At 69.3% G+C, this 19,223-nt stretch carries 21 protein-coding genes; 13 read left to right on the top strand and 8 right to left on the bottom strand.

Features of this window, described 5'->3' with window-relative positions:
- Positions 1-57: 57 nt before the first annotated feature.
- From nusG to rplA, 3 genes are all read left to right on the top strand, one after another.
- Complete coding sequence (gene nusG / locus Q9S36_RS09535) at positions 58-1,083, top strand: transcription termination/antitermination protein NusG (RefSeq protein WP_311284903.1); 1,026 nt, start codon at positions 58-60, stop codon at positions 1,081-1,083.
- A 99-nt stretch (positions 1,084-1,182) separates the two neighbouring features.
- Complete coding sequence (rplK, locus tag Q9S36_RS09530; RefSeq protein ID WP_251451140.1) at positions 1,183-1,614, top strand: 50S ribosomal protein L11; 432 nt, start codon at positions 1,183-1,185, stop codon at positions 1,612-1,614.
- 14 nt (positions 1,615-1,628) lie between these two features.
- Positions 1,629-2,321 (top strand): 50S ribosomal protein L1, encoded by a 693-nt coding sequence (gene rplA, locus Q9S36_RS09525; protein WP_251451138.1) that lies wholly within the window; start codon positions 1,629-1,631, stop codon positions 2,319-2,321.
- 51 nt (positions 2,322-2,372) lie between these two features.
- Here rplA and Q9S36_RS09520 read toward each other — a convergent pair whose 3' ends face one another.
- Together Q9S36_RS09520 and Q9S36_RS09515 are read right to left on the bottom strand one after the other, a co-directional pair.
- Positions 2,373-2,648 carry an acylphosphatase gene (locus Q9S36_RS09520; RefSeq protein ID WP_311284902.1) on the bottom strand — a complete coding sequence of 92 codons (276 nt, stop codon included), beginning with the start codon at positions 2,646-2,648 and terminating at the stop codon, positions 2,373-2,375.
- A 57-nt stretch (positions 2,649-2,705) separates the two neighbouring features.
- A complete protein-coding gene (locus Q9S36_RS09515; protein ID WP_311284901.1) occupies positions 2,706-3,365 on the bottom strand; it encodes a LysE/ArgO family amino acid transporter in 660 nt (219 codons plus the stop codon).
- 68 nt (positions 3,366-3,433) lie between these two features.
- Here Q9S36_RS09515 and Q9S36_RS09510 point away from each other — a divergent pair, with 68 nt between their 5' ends.
- A complete protein-coding gene (locus Q9S36_RS09510) occupies positions 3,434-4,339 on the top strand; it encodes a LysR family transcriptional regulator ArgP (protein ID WP_311285077.1) in 906 nt (301 codons plus the stop codon).
- 5 nt (positions 4,340-4,344) lie between these two features.
- Here the strand turns inward: Q9S36_RS09510 and Q9S36_RS09505 are convergent, their stop codons facing one another.
- The 4 genes from Q9S36_RS09505 to Q9S36_RS09490 form a co-directional block, all read right to left on the bottom strand.
- Positions 4,345-4,920 (bottom strand): dihydrofolate reductase family protein, encoded by a 576-nt coding sequence (locus Q9S36_RS09505; protein ID WP_311284900.1) that lies wholly within the window; start codon positions 4,918-4,920, stop codon positions 4,345-4,347.
- 64 nt (positions 4,921-4,984) lie between these two features.
- Positions 4,985-6,013, bottom strand: coding sequence for an NADP-dependent oxidoreductase (locus tag Q9S36_RS09500; RefSeq protein ID WP_311284899.1), 1,029 nt, complete (start codon positions 6,011-6,013; stop codon positions 4,985-4,987).
- 160 nt (positions 6,014-6,173) lie between these two features.
- Positions 6,174-6,842 (bottom strand): YqaJ viral recombinase family protein, encoded by a 669-nt coding sequence (locus tag Q9S36_RS09495; protein ID WP_311284898.1) that lies wholly within the window; start codon positions 6,840-6,842, stop codon positions 6,174-6,176.
- An 85-nt stretch (positions 6,843-6,927) separates the two neighbouring features.
- Positions 6,928-7,524 (bottom strand): TetR/AcrR family transcriptional regulator, encoded by a 597-nt coding sequence (locus tag Q9S36_RS09490; RefSeq protein ID WP_311284897.1) that lies wholly within the window; start codon positions 7,522-7,524, stop codon positions 6,928-6,930.
- Between the two features lie 135 nt (positions 7,525-7,659).
- Here Q9S36_RS09490 and Q9S36_RS09485 point away from each other — a divergent pair, with 135 nt between their 5' ends.
- The 6 genes from Q9S36_RS09485 to rplL all read left to right on the top strand — a co-directional run bounded on the left by Q9S36_RS09485 (position 7,660) and on the right by rplL (position 13,554).
- Positions 7,660-8,436, top strand: coding sequence for a sugar phosphate isomerase/epimerase (locus Q9S36_RS09485; RefSeq protein WP_311284896.1), 777 nt, complete (start codon positions 7,660-7,662; stop codon positions 8,434-8,436).
- On the top strand, positions 8,436-9,563 hold the full coding sequence (locus Q9S36_RS09480) for a Gfo/Idh/MocA family oxidoreductase (protein ID WP_311284895.1): 1,128 nt from the start codon (positions 8,436-8,438) through the stop codon (positions 9,561-9,563). The genes Q9S36_RS09485 and Q9S36_RS09480 overlap by 1 nt, the downstream gene beginning before the upstream one ends.
- Positions 9,560-10,639 carry a Gfo/Idh/MocA family oxidoreductase gene (locus tag Q9S36_RS09475; RefSeq protein ID WP_311284894.1) on the top strand — a complete coding sequence of 360 codons (1,080 nt, stop codon included), beginning with the start codon at positions 9,560-9,562 and terminating at the stop codon, positions 10,637-10,639. Before Q9S36_RS09480 ends, Q9S36_RS09475 begins: the two co-directional genes overlap by 4 nt.
- A gap of 412 nt (positions 10,640-11,051) precedes the next feature.
- A complete protein-coding gene (locus Q9S36_RS09470) occupies positions 11,052-12,041 on the top strand; it encodes a hypothetical protein (protein WP_311284893.1) in 990 nt (329 codons plus the stop codon).
- A gap of 563 nt (positions 12,042-12,604) precedes the next feature.
- Positions 12,605-13,120 (top strand): 50S ribosomal protein L10, encoded by a 516-nt coding sequence (rplJ, locus tag Q9S36_RS09465; protein ID WP_311284892.1) that lies wholly within the window; start codon positions 12,605-12,607, stop codon positions 13,118-13,120.
- Between the two features lie 44 nt (positions 13,121-13,164).
- Positions 13,165-13,554, top strand: coding sequence for a 50S ribosomal protein L7/L12 (gene rplL, locus Q9S36_RS09460; RefSeq protein WP_251451116.1), 390 nt, complete (start codon positions 13,165-13,167; stop codon positions 13,552-13,554).
- 72 nt (positions 13,555-13,626) lie between these two features.
- Here the strand turns inward: rplL and Q9S36_RS09455 are convergent, their stop codons facing one another.
- Positions 13,627-14,688, bottom strand: coding sequence for a LacI family DNA-binding transcriptional regulator (locus Q9S36_RS09455; protein ID WP_311284891.1), 1,062 nt, complete (start codon positions 14,686-14,688; stop codon positions 13,627-13,629).
- Positions 14,689-14,940: 252 nt separating this feature from the next.
- Between Q9S36_RS09455 and Q9S36_RS09450 the strand changes: the two genes are divergently transcribed.
- The 3 genes from Q9S36_RS09450 to Q9S36_RS09440 all read left to right on the top strand — a co-directional run bounded on the left by Q9S36_RS09450 (position 14,941) and on the right by Q9S36_RS09440 (position 18,491).
- On the top strand, positions 14,941-16,287 hold the full coding sequence (locus Q9S36_RS09450; RefSeq protein ID WP_311284890.1) for an ABC transporter substrate-binding protein: 1,347 nt from the start codon (positions 14,941-14,943) through the stop codon (positions 16,285-16,287).
- 100 nt (positions 16,288-16,387) lie between these two features.
- The gene (locus tag Q9S36_RS09445) at positions 16,388-17,527 is read left to right on the top strand and encodes a sugar ABC transporter permease (protein ID WP_311284888.1); all 1,140 of its coding nucleotides are present in this window, start codon (positions 16,388-16,390) and stop codon (positions 17,525-17,527) included.
- Position 17,528: 1 nt separating this feature from the next.
- Entirely contained in the window at positions 17,529-18,491 is a 963-nt protein-coding gene (locus Q9S36_RS09440; protein ID WP_251451108.1) for a carbohydrate ABC transporter permease, read from the top strand.
- Positions 18,492-18,524: 33 nt separating this feature from the next.
- Here the strand turns inward: Q9S36_RS09440 and Q9S36_RS09435 are convergent, their stop codons facing one another.
- On the bottom strand, positions 18,525-19,217 hold the full coding sequence (locus Q9S36_RS09435) for a DUF305 domain-containing protein (RefSeq protein ID WP_311284887.1): 693 nt from the start codon (positions 19,215-19,217) through the stop codon (positions 18,525-18,527).
- Positions 19,218-19,223: the final 6 nt, after the last annotated feature.

Below are 19,223 nucleotides of genomic sequence, written 5' to 3'. Positions count from 1 at the left end.
CTCGCCGTGCCGGCCGTGTCCGGCTGTGCCGGCGTGAGAAACGGAAGAGAACGCAAAGTGTCTGAAAGATACATCGACGACGCCGACTGGGCGACCGCCGCGGAGCAGTCCTCGGAGGAGGACGAGGCCCAGGAGGGCAACGTCCTCGAGGCCGAGCAGCGGTCGGTCGAGTCCGCCGAGCACGCCGCCCTGCACATCGAGGGCGACGGTGACGACGACGGCGACGCCGGCGAGGACGAAGAACTGGACGACATCGACGACCCGGAGGCAGACGCGATCGTGAACGACGCGCTCAACATCGACGAGACCGCCGAGGCGGAGGCCGCGGCCGAGGTCCTCAACGACTCCATCGCCGAGGAGGAGGCCGAGCGCGCTGCCGAGGCGGCCGACGACGTCACGCCCTACGACGGCCCCGAGCTCGGTGACGACGAGGACGATGCCGCCGACGATGCCGCCGACGACGAGGACCCGTACGAGGCGTTCCGCACCGAGCTGCGGATGCAGCCCGGCAAGTGGTACGTCATCCACTCGTACGCCGGCTTCGAGCGCAAGGTGAAGGCGAACATCGAGCAGCGCAAGTCCACGCTCGAGGTCGAGGACGACATCTACCAGGTCGAGGTCCCCATGGAGGACGTCGTCGAGATCAAGAACGGTCAGCGCAAGATGGTCACGCGCGTCCGGATCCCCGGCTACGTGCTCGTCCGCATGGAACTCAACGAGGACACCTGGTCGGTCGTCCGTCACACGCCCGGAGTCACGGGATTCGTGGGCAACGCCCACAACCCGACGCCTCTCCGCTTCGAAGAGGCCTTCACCATGCTGAAGTCCCTCGTCGAGGTCAAGGACGTCGCGCCCGCCAAGGCCGGCGCAGCCAAGGGCGGCGCCGCGGTGGCCCGCTCGATCCCCGCCGAGATCGACTTCGAGGTCGGCGAGACGATCACCATCAAGGAGGGCTCGTTCGCGGGTCTTCCCGGCTCGATCAGCGAGATCAAGCCCGAGAGCGGCAAGCTCACCGTCCTGGTCTCGCTCTTCGAGCGAGAGACCCCCGTCGAGCTGTCGTTCGACCAGGTCACCAAGCTCTAAGACTTCCCGGGCTCGCCCCGGGGGAACCGCGGCTCGGAGACGCCGAGTGTGCGGGAGAAGCGGATGCCACGGCATCCGGTTCGAGGAAAGGAAGAGGAAATGGCACCCAAGAAGAAGGTGACCGGCCTGATCAAGCTCCAGATCAACGCCGGCGCCGCCAACCCGGCGCCGCCGATCGGGCCTGCGCTCGGTCAGCACGGCGTCAACATCATGGAGTTCTGCAAGGCGTACAACGCCGCGACCGAGTCGCAGCGCGGCAACGTCATCCCCGTGGAGATCACGGTCTACGAAGACCGGAGCTTCACGTTCGTCCTGAAGACCCCGCCCGCCGCAGAGCTCATCAAGAAGGCAGCCGGCGTCGGCAAGGGATCGTCGACCCCGCACACGGTCAAGGTGGCGAAGATCACCAAGGAGCAGGTGCGCCAGATCGCAGAGACGAAGCAGCCCGACCTGAACGCGAACGACATCGAGGCCGCCTCGAAGATCATCGCCGGCACCGCCCGTTCCATGGGCATCACGGTCGAGGACTGAGGGGGATAAGGAAAATGGCTACGAAGTCCAAGGCCTACCAGGCCGCCGCCGCGAAGATCGCGGCTGACAAGTTCTACACGCCCACCGAGGCCGTCGCCCTGGCGAAGGAGACCGGTTCGGCGAAGTTCGACTCGACCGTCGAGGTCGCGCTGAAGCTCGCGGTCGACCCCCGCAAGGCGGACCAGATGGTGCGCGGCACCGTCATCCTGCCCCACGGCACCGGCAAGACCGCTCGCGTCATCGTGTTCGCGACCGGCCCGGCCGCCGAGGCCGCGATCGCCGCGGGCGCAGATGAGGTCGGCGGCGCCGAGCTCATCCAGAAGGTCGCCGACGGCTACACGTCGTTCGACGCCGCCGTGGCAACGCCCGAGCTGATGGGCCAGGTCGGTCGACTCGGCAAGGTGCTCGGCCCCCGCGGCCTGATGCCGAACCCGAAGACCGGCACCGTCACCCCGAACCCGGCCAAGGCCGTCGAGGAGATCAAGGGCGGAAAGATCGAGTTCCGCGTCGACAAGCACGCCAACGTGCACTTCGTCGTCGGCAAGGCCTCGTTCTCGGCCGAGCAGCTGGACGAGAACCTGAAGACCGCGCTCGAAGAGATCGTGCGTCTGAAGCCGTCGAGCTCGAAGGGTCGTTACATCCAGAAGGGTGCCGTGTCGACCACGTTCGGCCCCGGCATCCCGCTGGACGTCAACTCGCTGGTCTGACCAGACATCGAAAGAAGAGGCTCCGCCGTCAGGGCGGGGCCTCTTCTTCGTCTACGCCGTCGGGGCCACGTCGAAACCCGCGGCTCCGGTCGGATCGGCCTCGATGACATCCGCGGCGGCGACGACGGCTCCCGGGGGCCCCGCCGCCATCCAGGCGAGCACGTCGTCGACGGAGTCCGCATCTCCTTCGAGATGCGCTTCCACGGAGCCGTCGCGCCGGTTGCGCACCCAGCCGTGGACGCCCGCGTCTCGGGCCACGATCCTCAGCGTGTAGCGGTAGCCCACGCCTTGCACGTCACCGCGGACGACCACTCGCACGCTCCTCATGCCTCCATGGTGCCCGGCCGTCGGGGTCGAGTCGAGGGTGCGGGCTTCCGAGCGGGGTCAGGCCGGGATGACCAGGCTGACGCCGAGCACGATCATCACCACCGCGACCACCGCGTCGAGCACGCGCCAGGCGCGCGGTGTGGCGAGCCATCGGCTGAGGTAGCGCGCGCCGAATCCCAGTGAGGTGAACCACGCCAGGCTCGCCGTCACCGCACCCGCGGCGAACACCCATCGCAGGTCGCCGTGCGTGCTGGCGACACCGCCGAGGAGGAAGACCGTGTCGAGATACACGTGAGGGTTGAGCCAGGTGAGCGCCAGGCAGGTCAGCACCGTGCTCGTCAGGCGGCTCCGCGCCGCGACGGCGGTTCCGGCAACGGTGCCGCTGCCGCCGACGCGGGACGGGCCGGGCTCGTCCACGCGCAGGCTCTCCTGACGCGGCCGCCACGCGCGGCGCGCGGCGAGAAGCCCGTAGGCGACCAGGAACACCGCACCCGCCCACCGGATCGCCACGATCAGCCACGGCACGCTCTCGACGACGAGCCCGAGACCCGAGACACCCAGCGCGATGAGGGCGGCATCCGAGAGGGCGCACAAGGCGACCACCGGCCACACGTGCTCGCGACGAAGGCCCTGGCGGAGGACGAAGAGGTTCTGCGCGCCGATCGCGATGATGAGCGAGAGGCCGAGGCCGAAGCCGGCGAGGAGGACGGGGATCACATGGCCACGGTAGGGGACCGCTCGAGGATGGTCCAGCTCATGATTCTTCAGTAGCATTAGCGGTGCTGATGATGAGGATCCCGTTCGACCTGGCCGAGACGGTCGCCGTCGTCGTGGACGAGGGCACGCTCGACGCGGCCGCGCGCCGGCTGCACGTGACTCCCAGCGCGGTCAGTCAGCGCGTGAAGGCGCTGGAGGAGACGCTCGGTCGTGTTCTCCTCGTGCGCTCCAAGCCCGTCCGTCCCACCGAGGCAGGACAGGCGGTGGTGCGGCTGGCCCGGCAGGCTCGCCTGCTGGAGCACGACGCGAGCGTCGAGCTCGGCGACGCCGGCGGCGAGGGTGTCCGCGTCGCCGTGCCGCTGGCGGTCAACGCCGACTCTCTGGCCACCTGGTTCCTGCCGCCGCTGGCGCGACTGGGGGAGCAGCATCCGATCGTCTTCGACCTGCATCGCGACGACCAGGACTTCACCGCGGGGCTGCTCGAGAGCGGCACCGTCATGGGGGCGGTCACCTCGCGGGCCGAGCCTGTCGCCGGCTGCCGGACCACGCCGCTCGGGGCGATGCGCTACGAAGCCGTCGCCTCGCCGGCCTTCATCGAGAGGTGGATGCCGCACGGTGCGGAGTCTTCTGCGCTGGCCGTCGCCCCGGTCGTCGACTTCGATCGTCGGGACGATCTGCAGACCGCGTGGCTGCGAGACCGGGCGGTGGATCCCGGGGCGCCGCCGCGTCACCGCGTGCCCGCCTCCAACGACTTCGCGACGGCCGTGCGGCTCGGCCTCGGGTGGGCGATGCTGCCACGGCTCCAGTCCGCGGAGGATCTCGACGCCGGCAGTCTCGTCCCACTCGGCGGCGCTCCGGTGGATGTGCCGCTGTACTGGCAGCAGTGGAACCTGCGATCGCCGCTGCTCGCGGCGATCGCCGACGAGGTCGTCGCCGAGGGACGCCGCGCGCTCGCCTCGGGATCACGAAGCTAGCCGCGTCACTCCGGTCGGGTCCGGGCATACTCCTCGACGATGACGCCGGATGCGAACTCGCGGCGGGAATCCGGCGCGAAGCGGCGTGCGTCGAACGCAACCCCGTCGAACAGCGGGATCCCGGCGCCGAAGACGAGCGGGTGTCGTTTCAGGACGAGCCGGTCGATCTCAGGCAGCAGTGAACCGGCGAGGGCGCCGCCGCCGCAGAGCCAGATGTCGAGACCGTCCTCCTGCTTCAGCTCTCGCACGAGATCGAGTGGCTCGGATGTGACGGCGAGGTCGGGCGAGACCGTGCGCGCACGTCTGCTGGCGACGATCTGCCGAAGGTGCGGATAGGGGCTCCCGATACCGGCGTCGAGCGCGGGCGTCAACGTGTTCCATCCCATCAGGACGGTGTCGAATCGGCTTCGCGGCGGGGTGATGCCGAGTGCGTCGAGGACGTGTCCGGGCAGTGCGTCCGCGTACTCGTCGAAGACGACCCGGCTGTGGTCTCCGCCGATCAGGAAGGGGTCGTAGCCTCCACGCGGGTCGGCGATGTAGCCGTCGAGGCTGACGGCGACGTAGTAGACGAGTTCTCGCATGGGCGTCTCCGATCACAACAGGTGTCATGATCCAACCTACGTTCACCGACGCGGGGCGCCGCGCTCAGTCGTCGCTGACGCGGAGGACGATCTTGCCGCGCGTGTGACCGGCCTCGAGTTCGGCGTGCGCGGCGGCGGCATCGCCGAGGTCGAACACCTTGTCGATGTACACCTGCACCGAGCCCGAGTCGAGAAGCCGGCCGATCGTGGCCAGCGCTGAGCCGTCGGGGACGACCTTGTACGAGGTCGCCCGCACGCCGGCGGCGTCGGCCGCGGCGGCGTAGCCGGGCCAGGATCCCGTCGGCACCAGGATGTAGAGGCCTCCCGGCCGGAGCACCTTCACCGAGCGCGAGCCGGTGTCGGCTGCGACGTTTCCCACGAGGTCGATGACGACGTCCATGTCGGTGACGACCTCGTCGAAGCGGGTGGTCGTGTAGTCGATGACGACTGACGCGCCGAGTTCGCGCAGCCACGGGGCGTTCCTTCCCGAAGCCGTCACCGTGACGTGCGCTCCGAAGTAGGCCGCGAACTGCACCGCGAAGTGCCCGACGCCGCCGCTTCCGGCGTGGATGAGCACCCGCTGCCCCTCATGCGCGTGGGCGGTCTCGACGACGAGCCCCCACGCGGTGAGCGCGGCCAAGGGGACACCGGCGGCTTCGACGTGCGAGAGCGAGGCGGGCTTGCGCGCCACCGAGAGGGTGGGGACGACGGCGTATTCCGCATAGGACCCGCCGGAGCGAGGGTAGGGGAGCATCCCGTACACCTCGGTGCCGGCGGGGAAGGCGTGCGCCTCGTACGGCGACGAGACGACGATGCCGCTGAAGTCGAAGCCCGGCACCGTGGGGTACTGCGAGATGGCCTGCGCAACACCTCTGCCCGCTCGCGTCTTGGCGTCGATCGGGTTGACGCCGGCGGCCACCACGCGCACGAGGAGCTCGCTGATGACGGGAGACGGCACCGGAACCGACGAGGAGTGGAGGACGTCGGGAGCGCCGGTCTCGTCGAAGACGACGGCCCGCATCCGGGCGGGGGGATCGGCGACCGTGACGGTCGGGGTCTCTTTGGTGGATGATCGCAGCGGCCGGAATCTCATGGGTCGCTCCTTCCGCGTGCGTGTCGGCGTCGGCAGCACTGGTTGCTTGCTCTGCGGACAGTCAACCCTGCGATTATCTCGGTCGTGTTACACCGGTGCTACCGCGTGGAGAAGGTCGGTCGCCGTCGTCGGCGTGCGCGGGCGTGGAGGTGTGGGGGTTTCAGTCGGCGAGGGCGAGGGCGCGGAAGGGCTGTCGGGATGCCGGCGTGCGCGGCATCCGCTCACCGGCGGCCGTGGGAACCGGCCGACCCGTCGTGCGCCGGTACAGCTCGTCGATGAGCGACGTCGCCAGGCGGACGAGTCCGGCGATCTCGGCGTCGTCGCGATCGACCCAGGCGCAGCGGGGCTCGTCGTCGACGGGCACGAAGGCGTCGTGCTGCTCCCATGCGACCAGGGTGCGCTCCGCCCCCAGCACGTGCTGCTGCCACCAGACCTGCCGCAGGTAGGAGCGGGGGATGGAGCGCCAGGACTTGTTGGTCGTCTTGATCTCGGCGAGCACGACGCGTCCGCCGCTGTCGATGCCGATCCCGTCGGGAGTCGCCAGGTGGCGATTCTCGACCACCGCGTGGAACAGTGCCGAGGAGGGCTGGATGCCGTGCGTCGCGGCCACCCAGGCGGCGATCTCGGGTTCGCGCGCGCGACCGTGCGCGGTGTAGGCGTTACCGGAGAAGCCCGACCCCATCAGCTTGGCGTCGGCCGCGCGAGTTATTGCGCGCTCGCTGGTGAGGGTGGCGACGTCGGTCGCCGTGATGCCGCGGGAGCGCGCCCGCACCCACGCCACCCGATCGCGGGAATCCGCGACGATGCGGGCGGCGAGCTCGGGGGTCACCTGACGAGCCTACGTCGGGCGTCGGACGACACGGGACGCGACACCCTGCGCCCCGGCATCCGCGTTCGCGGGAGGCGGGGCGCGTTCAGGGAGAGAGGAGGTCGACGAGCGCGCGCAGGTGCTCTGCCATGTCGACGCGCTCGTCGAGGAGCCACTGCACCTGCAGGCCGTCCATCGTCGCGATGAGGAGCGACGCGGCCACGTGCGGATCGATGTCGGCGCGGATGGTGCCCGCCTGCTGCTCCTGAGCCAACCGCCGCGCGAAGGCCTCGCGATTGCGCTCGTAGCGGGCGATGAAGTACTCGCGCCGGTCGGTGTCGGAGGTATCGGATGCCGCCAGGGCGGACACCACCGCGAACAGGGCGACCAGTCCCGGCACGGTGGCATTGTGGGCGACGAGGTCCTCCGATGCGCCGAAGCCGCCGTCGGGATCGGCGGGGAAGCGCGCGCGGTTGACGTCGTCCCGGTGACGCACGATCTCGAGCATGAGGTTCTCGCGTGAGCCGAAGTGGTGGAGCAGGCCCGCCTTCGACCGGCCCACCTCGTCGGCGATCAGCTGCAGCGTTGTCGCGTCGAATCCTCGCTCGGCGAGGATGCGCAGGGCGGTGTCGAGCACTGCCCGACGGAACCCCGCGCTCTTGGCGTAGGAGCCGCGGGCACCGGATGTCTGCGGATCGCTCACCATCAAACCCTACCTTCGGTCCGGTTTTGCGTGTAACGTGGAGCAAAACCTACCCGTGGTCGGTCTTTGCGGACCGCGACAACGCAGACGAGGTCGTCGATGTCATCCCCCCAGTCTTCTGTTCAGCTCTATTCGGTGCGTGAGCCGCTCGAGACCGATCTCGGCGGCACACTCGAGCGCCTGGCCGAGATGGGCCTTCGCAACGTCGAGGCGTTCGGCTTCGTCGGCCGGGCCGCCGAGCTGCGTGCGGCTTTCGACGCGGCGGGCCTGCGGGCGCCGAGCGGCCACGCCGCGTTCCTGTCGGACCAGTTGCGGTTCGGCGACAAGGCGATCGAGGTCCCTCCGCTGGAGTCCGTGCTCGACGATGCCGAGGCCCTCGGGGTGGAGCTCCTCATCGACCCGATGGTCGGCCCTGACCGCTGGGCGAGTCGCGACGAGGTCCTGCGTACGGCCGAGCGCCTGAACGCCGCCGCCGAAGCTGCTGCGGGACGCGGCATCCGGGTCGGCTATCACAATCACTCCCAGGAGTTCCATCACTCGTTCGACGGTGTCACCGCGTACGAGCTCTTCGTCTCGCAGCTGCGGGACGACGTCGCCCTCGAGCTCGACGCCTACTGGGCGCAGGTCGGCGGGCAGGACGTGCCCGCACTCGTCGGCCGGCTCGGAAGCCGGCTGAAGGCTCTTCACGTGAAGGACGGCCCCGTGGGCGCCGACCCCTTCCGCACGGGTGCGTTCGACGCCGCCGACCTCGGCCAGGTCCCCGCCGGGGCCGGTCAGGTCGCGCTCGACGAGGCGCTGGCGGCAGCGAAGTCGCTCGAGCTGGCCGTCGTGGAATTCGACCACTACGCCGGGGACATCTTCGAAGGCATCGAGGCGGGCGTCCGCTACCTGGCGGAGCGGGGCATCCGCTGATGGCGGGCACGGGACCCGTCGGCGTCGGCTTCATCGGCGCGGGGATGATCAGCAACACGTACCTCGAGAACCTCACGTCCTTCCCCGACGTCCGCGTCGTGATCGTCGGCGATCTCGACACCCAGCGTGCCGCGGACCAGGCGCGCAAGCACGGGATCGCCGAGAGCGGCTCGCCCGACGACGTGCTCGCGCACCCCGAGGTCGAGCTCGTCGTCAACCTGACCATCCCGGCCGCCCACGTTCCGGTGAGCTCGGCCGCGATCGCCGCCGGCAAGCACGTCTGGAGTGAGAAGCCGATCGGCATCGACCGTGCCGAGGCGCTCCGGCTGCTCGAGCAGGCGGATGCCGCCGGTCTGCGTGTGGGAATCGCGCCCGACACCGTGCTCGGACCCGGGCTGCAGACCGCCCGGCGGGCGATCGCCCGCGGTGACATCGGCACGCCCCTGTCGGCGCAGACCTCGATGCAGTACATCGGTCCGGATGTGTTCCACCCGAGCCCGGAGTTCCTCTTCGCGCGTGGCGGGGGGCCGCTGCTCGACATGGGGCCGTACTACGTCACCGCACTGGTTCACCTCTTCGGCCCGGTCGCCGATGTCGCGGCGGTCGGTGTGCGGGGCCGGGCGACGCGCACCATCCAGGTCGGCGATCGTGTCGGCACGTCCTTCCCGGTCGAGGTCCCCACGCTCGTGCAGGCGATCGCCCGGTTCGAGAAGGGCGCCACCAGCCAGAGCGTCTTCAGCTTCGACTCGCCACTGACGCGCATGGGTCTGGTCGAGATCACCGGCACCGAGGGAACCCTCGTCGTGCCCGACCCGAACACCTTCGGCGGCCAGGTGCGGATCACCCGCGGGGCCGTGCCGGACTCTCCCACGCGCGAGCCGCTGTGGCACGACGTCCCGGCGATCGGCGTGGAGGCCGGCCGCGGGCTGGGCGTTCTCGACATGGCCCGTGCGATCCGCAGCGGCGACCGGCACATCGCGACCGGCGAGCTGGGGTACCACGTGCTCGACACCCTCACCGCGATCGAGGAGTCCGTCGTGGCGGGCGCCTTCGTCACCGTGGAGAGCACCGTGGACGAGGTTCCGATGGTGCCCGAGGGTCGCGACCCGTTCGCGGCGACGCTGTGAGCACCGCGGCCGGGATCCGCGCCGGCTTCGTGGGCGGTGGCTTCATGGCCACCGTCCACAGCCGCGCGGCTCGGGCCGCGGGCGCCCGGCTGACGGCGGTCGCCGGCTCGTCGCCGGAGCGCGCCGGGGTCGCCGCCGAAGAGCTCGGGATCGAGCGGGCCGTAGCCGATGTCGCGGCCGTCGCCGCGGCATCCGACGTCGTCCACATCTGCACGCCCAACAGCCGGCACGCCGAGCAGGCGCTCGAGGCCATCGCGGCCGGAGCGCACGTGGTGTGCGAGAAGCCGCTCGCCACGACGGTGGAGGACGCCCGGACGGTCGTCGACGCGGCGGCCGCGGCAGGCGTCGTGGGTGCCGTGCCGTTCGTCTACCGCTACCACCCGGCCGTGCGCCACGCGCGCGAGCTGGTGGCGACCGGCGAGCTCGGGGATGTGCTGACGATCGACGGCGCCTACCTGCAGGACTGGCTCCTCGCCCAGTCCGACACGAACTGGCGCGCCGACGCCACCGCAGGGGGCGCCTCGCGCGCGTTCGCCGACATCGGCTCGCACCTGTGCGACCTGCTCGAGTTCGTCGTCGGCGACCGCATCCGCTCGATCGCCGCCCGCACCAGGACGGTGTACGCGGAGCGGGACGGCGCCCGCGTTGCGAACGAGGACATCGCCGCACTCGTGGTGGAGCTCGACGGCGGTGCTCTGGCGACGCTGCTCATCTCGCAGCTCGCGCCGGGCCGCAAGAACGCGCTCACGCTTGAGGTGCACGGCACACGTCAGAGCGTGCGCTTCGCCCAGGAGCGACCCGAGGAGCTGTGGATCGGTGCGCAGGAGGGCTCGCGACTGGTCCTGCGGGACCCCGAGACGCCGGGCGACCGCGGGCTCTCGCTCGTGCCGGCCGGGCACCCCATGGGCTATCAGGACGCCTTCAACGCCTTCGTCGCCGACGCCTACGCCGCGGCGAAGGGCGAGCACCCGGACGGACTGCCGACCTTCGCGGACGGCCTGCGTGCCGCCCAGCTCACCGAAGCCGTCCTGGAATCGGCCCGCACCTCTCGCTGGGTCGACGTCCCCGGCGCTTGAGTCCGGCGTCGAGCAGACCGGCGCCGTCACAATCACGAGAACCGCACGTTCCGGCATCCCGTCACCTCGCTCACCGGCCCGCGGGCACGGTCGGCCAGATCACGTGATGTCGCCGAGAACACGTGTCGCGCGCGCTCGCTGCGGGTCATCTCGGCGAGGTCACGTTATCGGTGCGCGGGGGTCGTATCTCCGGCATCCGGATCACGTGATCGCAGCAGCGACGCCCGGGCTGAGGGCACCAGATCACGTGATCGGCGCGAGTGGCTTGCGTGTCCGGCATCCGGATCACGTGATCGCACCGAGCGCGTGTCCGCTTCCGGCGAATCCTCCCCAGGCGCCCGACCGGTCGTGTTGTCCACGACAGTGCCGGCGGCACGAGTGAGGCGGTGTGGATGCCGCAAGCGTGGCGTCCATGACACGTCACATCACCTTTGCGCAGGCGCTGGAGTCCGTGCGTTCGCGCTCACAGCTGCTCGCGGCGGGATATCGGCCGCGCGACGTCCGACGCGGTCTCGAGAGCGGCAGCATCCGACGACTGCAGCGCAACCGCTATGTCGAAGGGGAGGTCTGGCGCGGCCTATGGCCGGAGTCCCAGCATCGGCTCGAGGCGGCGGCGGCCGTCGCCGAGATGGGGGGTGGCGCCGGGGTGCTCTCCCACGTGTCCGCCGCGGTTGCGTGGGGTCTGCCCCTCTACCGGTTAAGGCCGGCAGCCGTGCATATGACGATGCCGACCGGATCCCGCGCATCGGGTCGCACCCGCCTCGTCCGGCACGCCGATGCCCTCGCCGACCATGACGTCACGGACATCGCAGGTGTGCGGTGCACCACTCTGGAGCGGACCGTGTTCGACGTCTGCCGAACCGTCGGTCTGGAGGCTGCGATCTCCGCTGCGGACGCTGCGCTTCGTCACGTCGCCGTCGCGGGTCGTTCCTACGACGCGGACGTCGTGGCGAAGTGGCGAGAGCGGATGCTGGACCGCGTCGCTGCCGCACCCGGACGACGCGGGGTGAGACAGGCCGGTGAGGCGGCCCGGCTGGCGGACGGGCGAGCAGAGCTTCCGGGCGAGAGCGTCACGCGGCTGCGGCTCGTGCAGCTCGGCTTCGTCGACATCCATCCGCAGGTGCGGGTCGCGGGCCCGGGGACGTCGCAGTACTTCGTCGACCTCGGAGTGGACGACGTGCGGAGCTTCGTCGAGTTCGACGGAGCGTCCAAGTATCAGGACGAAGCCCTGCGAGCCGGAAAGACGCTCGAGGAAGTGCTCCTCGCAGAGAAGAGGCGCGAAGATTGGATTCTAGGCACGACCCAGCGCCGGTTCGTCCGTGTCGAAGACGCCCACATCGGTGATCTGAGCACCTTCGCCGCCCGCCTCGCCGCCTTCGGGATCCAGCCGCCACATGGGTGATCACCGGTGCGACGGTCGGTGCGGCGCACCGCGGTTCACGCATCCTCATCACGCGTTCTGGCGCGCAGCGCATCCGTGCGTGTGGTCAGATCACGTGTTCTGGCGCGCGGCGCTCCGGGCAGGTGGTCAGAGCACGTGTTCTCGCCGAGACGACGGGTTCCGAGCGCGCGGGACGCGTCGTCTCGGCGACGTCACGTGTTCTGGGCGCAATGGGGGTGGACGCAGGAGGGGGGGGGCAAGCGGGGCGCGAAGTGAGGGGGCCTTCGTGACGTCACGTGGTCTGGGCCGGGCACGCAGGGACCGGGCCAGCCCGCCGGATTTGGTGCGGGGGGATGCTGTCGCTTAGACTTCCGGGAGCCGAAGACCGCCGGTCATCGACGTGCGCGAGAGCGTACCGAGATCGAAGCTCTGCAGTGCAGGGGCCCGCGCAGGTGTCACGAACGATTCTCCCTCACAGGATTTCCGCTCCGTGCGCTTGCGCCGGAGCTTTTTTCATTGCAGCGCCGGTGTTCCAGGTCGACGCCCCGCCTCCGCGGAGCGTCTCGTACACACAAGGAGTGGCCATGGCGCAGAAGGAAGCATCGGTCGCCGAGCTCACGAAGCACTTCGAGGACTCGACCGCCGTACTGCTGACCGAGTACCGCGGCCTGACGGTTGCCGAGCTCAAAGAGCTCCGCAACACGATCCGTCAGGACGCGGAGTACGCCGTGGTGAAGAACACGCTGACCAAGATCGCCGCGAACAACGCGGGGATCTCGTCGCTGGACGACGACCTCAAGGGTCCGTCGGCCGTGGCGTTCGTGCACGGTGACCCGGTCGCCGTCGCGAAGGGCCTGCGCGCCTTCGCCAAGGCACATCCTCATCTCGTGATCAAGGGCGGTTTCTTCGACGGGAACACCCTGAGCGCGGACGAGGTCAACAAGCTCGCCGACCTCGAGAGCCGTGAAGTCCTGCTGGCGAAGCTCGCCGGCGCGATGAAGGCATCGATGACGAAGGCGGCATACGTCTTCAACGCACTGCCGTCGAAGGCCGTTCGCACGGTCGACGCGCTGCGTGAGAAGCAGGAGTCCGCGGCCTGACATCGGGCCCCGGCGTAGTACAACCCCAATCAAGGAGAATCATCATGGCAAAGCTCAGCACTGAGGAGCTGCTCGACGCGTTCAAGGAGCTCACGCTCATCGAGCTCAGCGAGTTCGTCAAGGCGTTCGAGGAGACCTTCGACGTCACCGCCGCCGCTCCCGTGGCCGTGGCCGCTGCCGGCGCCCCCGCCGGTGGTGCCCCCGCCGAGGAGGCCGAGGAGAAGGACGCGTTCGACGTCATCCTCGAGGCCGCCGGCGACAAGAAGATCCAGGTCATCAAGGTCGTCCGCGAGCTCACCTCGCTCGGCCTCGGCGAGGCCAAGGCCGTCGTCGACGGTGCGCCCAAGCCCGTGCTCGAGGGCGCGAACAAGGACGACGCCGAGAAGGCCAAGGCCAAGCTCGAAGAGGCCGGCGCGACGGTTACCCTCAAGTAATCACGCTCAGCCGTACGAAGGCTCCGGATGCTTCGGCATCCGGAGCCTTCGTCGTTCCACGACGCCGCGCTCTCACTCGTCCCAGAACCGCCGTCGCGCGTGGTCGCGCATGTCGACGGCCACCGTCGACTCGTGAGTGTCGGGGGGAGCGGTGGATGCGCGCATGACGAGCCGCGCCTTCAGCCGGATGTCGACCGGGGGACGCCCCGGGTGGTCGAGCTGCTCCACCAGCAGATCGACCGCGGCGGCGCCCTGCTCGCGCGGTACCTGCTCGAGGGTGGTGAGGGCGAACATCTCGGCGTACTCGTGGTCGTCGATGCCCACCACGCTGAGGTCGGTCGGCACGCGGATGCCGAGGCGGCGCGACGCGATGATCGCACCGATCGCGACTTCGTCGCAGACCCCGACGATGGCCGTGGGCCGACGCGTGTCGCCGAGGAGGTCCACCGCGGCCGCGTAGCCGCCGGGAAGGCTCACGTCGGAGCGGACGTGCACCGCATGATCGTCCAGGCCCGCCTGCGACATGGCGAGCCGGTAGCCGCTGAGCCGACGCCGGTCCACCTCGGCCCAGTTCGTCCCGCCGCCACCGCCGAGGAACGCGATCTCGCGATGGCCGAGACTGATGAGGTGCTCGGTGGCGCGACGCACCGCATGGTCGTCGTCGATCGCGACGGTGCTGGTCGAGCCGCGCTCGCCGACGACGATCACGACCGGCCTGTCGATCTCCAGCATCCGCTGCACCTCGTCGTGCGCAGGCTCCAGCCCCACGGCGATCAGGCCGTCGAACCTCTTGCGCGCCAGGAAGTCCTGGAAGATCCGCCGACGTCCCTCCGTTCCCGGCTTCGCGTCGTACAGCGTCAGATCAAGTCCGCGGGCCAGGAGCGAGGCCTGGATCCCTTCGAGGACCTCGGCGAAGAACCAGCGGTTGACGTAGGGCATGATCACACCGATGTTGCGCGTGCGACCGGTCGCCAGGCTCACCGCGCTCGTCGAGGCGACGTAGCCCAGAGCCCTCGCCGCACCCACGACGCGGTCGCGCGTCGCGTCCGAGACGTACCCCGATCCGGTGAGCGCACGGCTCGCCGTGGACTTCGACACGCCCGCAAGCCGGGCGACGTCCGCGATACCGCTCACGTGTGCTGCCTCCCGCGTCGCCCGCCTTCGCCGCGACGTTGTGGGAAAGCGTAGGCGAATCACGCCCGGAAGGGAACCGGTTCCATGCACATCCCACAATTCGGCCTGGCGGGTTTCCGCTGTTTACCGAGTTGTGACCTTCCGGGCCGTTGTGCGCCCGGGGGAAGTCGAATAGCGTGGCCTGGAATCGGTTCCCTACTTTCCTGCAGGCCGGTTCCCGGGGTGGAAGCCCCTACTCGAAGAGGAGGACTCATGAAGACTCACAGGCGAGGACGCATCCTCGGCTCGGTCGCCGCGATCAGCGTCGCCGGTATCGCACTGGCCGGCTGCACCGGAGGCCCGGGCACCGGCGGCAACGGCGGCGGCGACGGTGGCGGCGGCGGGGGAGAGGACGACAACGTCGTCACCATCTACGGCACCATCTCGGGCACCGAGGCAGAGCTGCTCGAAGAGTCGTGGGCCGAATGGGAGGAAGAGAACGGCATCGACATCGAGTACGAGGCCTCTCAGGAGTTCGAGGCGCAGATCGCCGTGCGCGCGCAGGGTGGCAGCGCCCCCGATCTCGCGATCTTCCCGCAGCCCGGTCTGCTCGCCGACATGGCCACCCGCGGCTTCCTGGTCGAGGCGCCCGAGGCGGTCAAGGCGAACGCCGAGGAGTACTGGACCGACCTGTGGCAGGGCTTCGGCACCGTCGACGACACCTTCTACGGCGCGCCGCTGATGGCGAGCGTCAAGGGCTGGATCTGGTACTCGCCCGCGACCTTCGAAGAGAACGGCTGGGAGATCCCGACCACGTGGCAGGGCCTCAAGGACCTCACCGCGCAGATCGCCGAAGAGACCGACGGCCCGCCGTGGTGCGTCGGGTTCGGATCGGACGCGGCGACGGGCTGGCCGGGGACCGACTGGATCGAGGACGTCGTGCTCCGCCAGTCGGGTACCGACGTCTACGACCAGTGGGTGGCGAACGAGATCCCCTTCACCGACCCGCAGATCAAGTCGGCCTTCGACGAGGTGGGGAGCATCATCCTCAACCCCGAGTACGTCAACGCCGGCTACGGCGACGTGCAGTCGATCGGCACCACCCCGTTCGGCGACCCGGCCACGGCGCTCGCCAGCGGTGACTGCCTGCTGCACCACCAGGCCTCGTTCTACGACGGCTTCATCGTGGATGCCGGCGCGACGGTCGCCGAAGACGGCGACATCTGGGCCTTCATCACTCCTCCGTTCGAGGAGTCCGACGGCGGTGCCGCGACGGTCACCGGCGGTGGCGAGATCGTGGGCGCGTTCGACGACTCGGAGAGCACCCAGGCGGTGCAGGAGTACCTGTCCAGCCCCGAGTGGGCGAACAGCCGCGTGTCGCTCGGCGGCGTGATCAGCGCGAACAAGGGGCTCGACCCCGCCAACGCGTCCAGCGCCATCCTGTCGGAAGCCATCGAGCTGCTGCAGGACGACGCGACCACGTTCCGCTTCGACGGATCGGACCTGATGCCCTCGAGCGTCGGTGCCGGCACGTTCTGGCAGGGCATGCGCGACTGGGTCAACGGCACGGACACCGACACGGTGCTCGAGCAGATCGAGTCGGGCTGGCCCTCCAGCTGATCGGTCGCAACGGGGCCGTCCCGAAGGGGCGGCCCCGTTCCCTCGCCGCGGGTGATCCCGCGAAACCCCGAGTTCGTCGTCGCACTCGAAAGGACGCCCCATGACCGCCCGTGATTTCTTCCAGTGGCTGAGCACCCTCTCGCCCTGGCTCGAGATCCCCATCATCGTCGGCGCGTTCGTGCTGGTGGTGGGGATCATCCTCTTCTTCGTCGAGATCGCACCGCGCGCCGGCCGCAAGTACACGATCATCCGCCTCGCGGTGTGCGTGCTCTTCCCCGTCGCCCTGCTGTTCTTCCTGCAGTCCTACTGGTGGGCGATCCTCGCGGCCGGCGCGCTCGGGCTCCTCTTCTTCTGGCTCGACATGCGGTCCCGCGAAGGGTCCGGTTCTCTCTTCACGATCGTGGCCTTCCTGGCACCGGCGCTCCTGCTGGTGCTCATCGGGCTGGTGGTCCCCACCATCCAGACGTTCTTCCAGTCCTTCCTCAACTCCAGCGGCACCGCGTTCGTCGGGCTGGACAACTTCCTGTGGGTCTTCACGCAGCCCCAGGGCGTGCGCACGATCATCAACACGATCATCTGGGTGCTCATCGCCCCGGCGGTCTCGACCGTGGCCGGGCTCGCCTACGCCTACTTCATCGACAAGACCCGAGGCGAGAAGTACTACAAGATCCTGGTGTTCCTGCCCTTCGCGATCTCGTTCGTGGGTGCGTCTATCATCTGGCGCTTCATGTACACCTCGCGCCCGGCCGAAGCGGCGCAGATCGGCCTGCTGAACCAGATCATCGTGTGGTTCGGCGGACAGCCCATCAACTTCCTCGCCGCCGACCCGTGGAACACCCTGTTCCTCATCGTGGTGCTCATCTGGTCGCAGACCGGCTTCGCCATGGTGGTGCTCTCGGCCGCCATCAAGGGCGTGCCCACCGAGCAGCTCGAGGCCGCAGAGCTCGACGGCACGAACGCCTGGCAGCGATTCTTCAACGTCGTCGTTCCCGGCATCCGCTCGTCGCTCATCGTGGTGCTGACGACGATCTCGATCGTCTCGCTGAAGGTGTTCGACATCGTCCGCACGATGACGGCGGGTGCGAACAACACCTCGGTCATCGCCAACGAGATGTACACCCAGTTCCGCAGCTTCGAGTCCGGGAGGTCGGCCGCATTCGCGGTGATCCTGTTCGTGCTCGTCCTGCCGATCGTCATCTACAACGCCAGACAGCTCAAGAAGCAGCGGGAGGTGCGCTGACATGGCCATGCCTGTGGAACTGCCGGTCGACGACCAGACCAAGCGCCGGGTCACGCGCGGCGAGAAGAAGGCCGAGGCGCCGCTGGCCCGCACCAAGCGGCGGCTGACGTCGCGCTGGGCGACGCTCGCCGCGCTCATCATCGCGATCCTGTGGTCGATCCCCACGCTGGGGCTGCTGATCACGTCCTTCCGCCCGCGCGAGGAGATCCAGACCTCGGGCTGGTGGACGATCTTCTCGAACTGGGGGTGGACGCTCGACAACTACACGACGGCGCTTCAGGCCGGCAACAGCCAGCTGACCCTGGCCGGATCGTTCGTCAACTCGTTCGCGATCACGATCCCCGCCACCGTCATCCCGATCGTCATCGCGATGCTGGCCGCCTATGCGTTCGCGTGGATGGACTTCAAGGGCAAGAACATCCTGTTCATCTTCGTGTTCGCCCTGCAGATCGTCCCGATCCAGATGGCCCTCATCCCGCTGCTGCAGCTGTTCTCGCAGGGAACGATCTTCGGCGTCCCGGTGATCGTGCCGCTCGGCTCTGCCGGCTATACGCAGGTGTGGATCGCGCACACGATCTTCGCCATGCCGCTGGCCATCTTCCTCCTCCACAACTTCGTCTCGGAGATCCCGCGCGAAGTGATCGAAGCGGCGAAGGTGGATGGGGCGGGCCACGGGCAGACGTTCTTCCGCATCGTGATCCCGCTGACCATGCCGGCCATCGCGTCGATCGCGATCTTCCAGTTCCTGTGGGTGTGGAACGACCTGCTGGTCGCCCTCATCTTCGCTGACGGCAACGTGGCTCCGATCACCAAGATGGTGGCCGAACTCGCCGGAAGCCGCGGACAGGACTGGTATCTGCTCACGGCGGGCGCCTTCATCGCGGTGATCGTGCCGCTGATCGTGTTCCTCGCGCTGCAGCGCTACTTCGTTCGCGGGCTCCTCGCGGGGTCGACGAAGGGCTGAGGCCCCGTCGGCTGGCGGCGGCGCGCGCTGTCGTCAGCCGGCGCAGCCCAGTCGGGCCGAGATCGCCCGCATCGCTTCGATCTCGGCGGATTGCCCGGCCACGATGCTGCCCGCCACGTCGAGCACGCGCGGCTCGGAACCGAGGTCGATCACGGCCTCGGCCATCGGGATCGCGCCTTCGTGGTGGCGGATCATGAGGTCGAGGAAGAGGCAGTCCGCTTCGGTGCCGGTCGCGTTCTGCAGGGCGCCGAGCTCGGCATCCGTCGCCATCCCCATCGCCGCGTGCGCTTCGGCGTCGGTGAGGTCGTCACCGGATGCCGCGCCGTGGCCGTGCTCGTCGCCTGAAGCGTCCATCCACGCCATCATCGGACCGCCCGACTGCGAAAGCCCCCACTGCACCAGCCAGTCGTACATCTCACCGCGCTGGCCGGCCTGACCCGTGGCGATGTCGTAGCTGAGCACGCGAAGCTCTTCGTCCTCGGTCTTCCGGTAGATCTCCATGGCCATCTGGATGGCCTGGGCGTGGTGGGCCTGCATGTCTCGCGAGAACCCTGCCTCAGCCGAGGCGTCGCCCGGCGTCAGCGGTCCCGCAGAGGAGAAGGTGGAGAACCGCCCGACGGCGAAGGCGACGCCGGCGATGGCGAGGACCGCGAGGGCCACCATCCACCAGCGGATGCCGGTGCGTCCCGTCTCGGCGATCTCGTCGTCGACGGCCGGTCGACTCACGGCCGA

Source organism: Microbacterium sp. ARD31, from assembly GCF_031844425.1.
The sequence above is the reverse complement of the archived record's forward strand: the minus strand, read 5'-3'. Positions and strand labels throughout refer to the sequence as shown.

What these genes read in the sequence shown, in the direction of transcription:
- rplK (WP_251451140.1), top strand. Translation starts at nt 1,183, where the DNA reads ATGGCACCCAAGAAGAAGGTGACCGGCCTGATCAAGCTCCAGATCAAC.
- rplA (WP_251451138.1), top strand. Translation starts at nt 1,629, where the DNA reads ATGGCTACGAAGTCCAAGGCCTACCAGGCCGCCGCCGCGAAGATCGCG.
- Q9S36_RS09520 (WP_311284902.1), bottom strand. Translation starts at nt 2,648, where the DNA reads ATGAGGAGCGTGCGAGTGGTCGTCCGCGGTGACGTGCAAGGCGTGGGC.
- Q9S36_RS09510 (WP_311285077.1), top strand. Translation starts at nt 3,434, where the DNA reads ATGATGAGGATCCCGTTCGACCTGGCCGAGACGGTCGCCGTCGTCGTG.
- Q9S36_RS09505 (WP_311284900.1), bottom strand. Translation starts at nt 4,920, where the DNA reads ATGCGAGAACTCGTCTACTACGTCGCCGTCAGCCTCGACGGCTACATC.
- Q9S36_RS09500 (WP_311284899.1), bottom strand. Translation starts at nt 6,013, where the DNA reads ATGAGATTCCGGCCGCTGCGATCATCCACCAAAGAGACCCCGACCGTC.
- Q9S36_RS09480 (WP_311284895.1), top strand. Translation starts at nt 8,436, where the DNA reads ATGGCGGGCACGGGACCCGTCGGCGTCGGCTTCATCGGCGCGGGGATG.
- Q9S36_RS09470 (WP_311284893.1), top strand. Translation starts at nt 11,052, where the DNA reads ATGACACGTCACATCACCTTTGCGCAGGCGCTGGAGTCCGTGCGTTCG.
- rplJ (WP_311284892.1), top strand. Translation starts at nt 12,605, where the DNA reads ATGGCGCAGAAGGAAGCATCGGTCGCCGAGCTCACGAAGCACTTCGAG.
- rplL (WP_251451116.1), top strand. Translation starts at nt 13,165, where the DNA reads ATGGCAAAGCTCAGCACTGAGGAGCTGCTCGACGCGTTCAAGGAGCTC.
- Q9S36_RS09450 (WP_311284890.1), top strand. Translation starts at nt 14,941, where the DNA reads ATGAAGACTCACAGGCGAGGACGCATCCTCGGCTCGGTCGCCGCGATC.
- Q9S36_RS09445 (WP_311284888.1), top strand. Translation starts at nt 16,388, where the DNA reads ATGACCGCCCGTGATTTCTTCCAGTGGCTGAGCACCCTCTCGCCCTGG.
- Q9S36_RS09440 (WP_251451108.1), top strand. Translation starts at nt 17,529, where the DNA reads ATGGCCATGCCTGTGGAACTGCCGGTCGACGACCAGACCAAGCGCCGG.